At 35.9% G+C, this 2,724-nt stretch carries 2 protein-coding genes and 2 pseudogenes; 2 read left to right on the top strand and 2 right to left on the bottom strand.

What is annotated here, in order from left to right:
- Positions 1-159 (top strand): annotated as a pseudogene (locus tag RRG12_RS42620) (nicotinate-nucleotide diphosphorylase (carboxylating)); the annotation flags it as partial.
- A 35-nt stretch (positions 160-194) separates the two neighbouring features.
- On the opposite strand, the gene RRG12_RS42615 reads toward RRG12_RS42620, so the two are convergent.
- The gene (locus RRG12_RS42615; protein ID WP_420760941.1) at positions 195-698 is read right to left on the bottom strand and encodes a GNAT family N-acetyltransferase; all 504 of its coding nucleotides are present in this window, start codon (positions 696-698) and stop codon (positions 195-197) included.
- 731 nt (positions 699-1,429) lie between these two features.
- On the opposite strand from RRG12_RS42615, the gene RRG12_RS42610 reads away from it, so the two are divergent.
- The gene (locus tag RRG12_RS42610) at positions 1,430-2,353 is read left to right on the top strand and encodes a hypothetical protein (RefSeq protein ID WP_420760942.1); all 924 of its coding nucleotides are present in this window, start codon (positions 1,430-1,432) and stop codon (positions 2,351-2,353) included.
- A gap of 68 nt (positions 2,354-2,421) precedes the next feature.
- Here the strand turns inward: RRG12_RS42610 and RRG12_RS42605 are convergent.
- Positions 2,422-2,724, bottom strand: a pseudogene (locus RRG12_RS42605) (ABC transporter ATP-binding protein); the annotation flags it as partial.

Here is a 2,724-nt window from a genome sequence, read left to right as displayed (position 1 = left end):
ATTCGTGAGCAGGATAGCCGAGTGAAAATTGAAGCTTCGGGGAATGTGAATTTGGAAACGATTCGCGCTGTGGCGGAAACGGGTGTTGACTATATTTCGAGCAGTGCGCCGATTACTCAGTCAAAGTGGCTGGATTTGAGTATGAGGATTGTAATTTAAATAAAATGAGGCGGATCATCACTTGTGCGATCGCTTTAAACAACAGGTTTACTAATTCGTAGTCCCATGATCACTAAGTCCCGTTCAACACTATCAAGTTCGGCAATGTTAGGTAAATGTCCCCAGCGCTGAAAGCCAAACGTTTCAAAGAGTTTTAAACTGGGCTGATTGTGGGCAAAGATGAAGCAAACTAGGCTCTTTATACCTAAACTAGGACTTTCGTTAATTGCTTGTGCTAAGAGTTGCCGTCCCAAGCCACACCGATGAAAGCTAGGGGCTATGTAAATACTAATTTCGGCAGTCTTACTATAAGCGGGTCGCCCATAAAAGGATTGGAAACTAAGCCATCCAGCGATTACTCCATCTACTTCAATTACCCAAAGTGGCCGTTGTGAAGGCGATCGCCCCTTAAACCAAGCAAGGCGACTTTCCACTGATACTGGTTCTAAGTCAGCGGTTGCCATGCGGCTGGGAATTGCGGTGTTGTAAATTGCCACAATTGCAGGCAAGTCAGTTTCAGTCGCATGGCGAATAGTCATTGATACTGTCTCGGAAAAAATCTTCAGAAAATATTTAAAAATAATACAGTGTTAACAGTAGCAATTCTACGGATTCTATCGTGATTGTCACAGATACTTTACCAGGTAGGGGACTCGTACCTTACATCAGATAATTGCTAACTCTACTAGCAAGTATGCGATAGACCACTACGAAAGACACCACCGTTGCTATAACTAGAGGAAAATTCAAACGCACTACCTACTGTATTTTGTGTAACAGAGAGACTTTATAACTCCTTACTTTTAAATTCTAAGTTTTATTCCTAACGCATCGTTCAGCATTCATCCTAAAGAAATAGATAGTTCTATTATGTCAGGAAAAATCAAATCTTTTCTCTGAATATTTATATAGTATTTTTTTACTGTTGAGATAATTTGTTTTTTTAAAATTCAGTGTACATAAATATTGCAGCAACATTTTTACTATAAGCTTTTATCCTTTGAAAACGTATAAATCCTTTATTAGCAAGATTTACAGGCAATTCAATTATGTTTTTATACATATAGAATTTAGGTTTATGTCTAACACTAAATTATATTTTGCAGTCATATTTACAAAACTGATTTTAAGTTCGTATTAATCAGTACAAGTTTTATATATAACTCAAGATAGAGGTTGTCACCATTAATAAGTCCTTAAAATTAATCAATATAAATATAAGCATACACATAAGCATCAAATCTATAGATTAAAATTAAGTGAACCTGTTATGTCTATTAATTGTTTAAAAAATCAAGATAGTAATATTCCAAATATTGTCGAAATAGCGCTTTTTATAGATAAAATAAAAAATAGCATTTGGCTTTTTGGTATTCCATCTTGGCTTTTCGGGATAACCGATAGAAGTATAGCTGTATTTGCCGATGGTTCTTTATCTGCTATAGAAATATTTCAGCTATTTACAGCCTCTTTCTTTTTTATGAGTTGGCTATATTTAAAGCCAGAAGAAAGCTTCAATAGCAATGATTTAGACCCCACCCAATATCAAGAATATCTCGCTCGTACTCAAGCTAACAAGCTGCAAATAAGAAAGCTACACATGATTAGCCAGGAGTATATTTTACCTTTCCCCTATATTTGCCAAATTTATCATCTATTGAACTTAAAACATTTAGAAACAGTTCATAGATTTAGCCTTAATAATCTTAAAATTCTTAATATCAGCCAGTTTCAAACTACAAATGTTGGTGGTAAAATCACATTTCAAACGATATTAGATTCACCAGCTAATCCTTTGAGAATTTGGCGGCAGCCAACTGTGGATGTGGATTTAATATTACATACTCCCTACACTGTTGAACTGAGTATTCCAGTCTATAATCACAAAAGGATAATTGTGATATTTAATGCTTTCCCTTTAACTGACTCAGAACATCAGTTGTTTATAGATATTTATAGTGACTTAGAGTGGCCAAAGCCATTATTACAAATAATATTGCATTTTGCTTCTTGTTTGACACTTTTTGAAGATTTGCCGTACCTAAAAGCTTTAGCTGATAAAAATATAGAGCGTTTATTCAACTTAAGTAGGACTTCAAATCACGAGAGTGCGTTGCTGTTTAAAAGGTTTGTTGAGCTATATGGATCGAGTGGAGAAGGAACTAAATTACTTGAGGGAAGGGAAGAGAGTTAGGAGACGCGATTAATCGCGTCTGTACAGAAGTTAGGAGTTTAAAACTTCTAACTCCTAATTTTACTTAGTTAAGCGCGTGCTAGTAATGGGGCAGCTGCTAGTAAGGTTTTGGTATAAGGATGCTGAGGATTGGCAAAAATCTTTTTTGTAAGACCGAGTTCGACAATTTTACCGCCATTCATTACGGCAATACGATCGCACAAAAATCGAGCTAACCAAAGATCGTGAGTGATGAATAGATAAGTTAACTCAAACTCTTCTTTTAATTGCAACATCAAATCCAGCACTTGCGACTGCACACTGGCGTCTAACATACTCACGGGTTCATCACAGATTAAAAGTTTAGGGTGAGTAATCAAAGCACGAGCGAT

The organism is Nostoc sp. CALU 546, from assembly GCF_048836525.1.
This window is presented reverse-complemented; position numbering and strand designations above follow the sequence as displayed.

Bases quoted from the DNA above. Each gene is read 5' to 3' on its own strand.
- RRG12_RS42615 (WP_420760941.1), bottom strand. From the start codon at position 698: ATGACTATTCGCCATGCGACTGAAACTGACTTGCCTGCAATTGTGGCA.
- RRG12_RS42610 (WP_420760942.1), top strand. From the start codon at position 1,430: ATGTCTATTAATTGTTTAAAAAATCAAGATAGTAATATTCCAAATATT.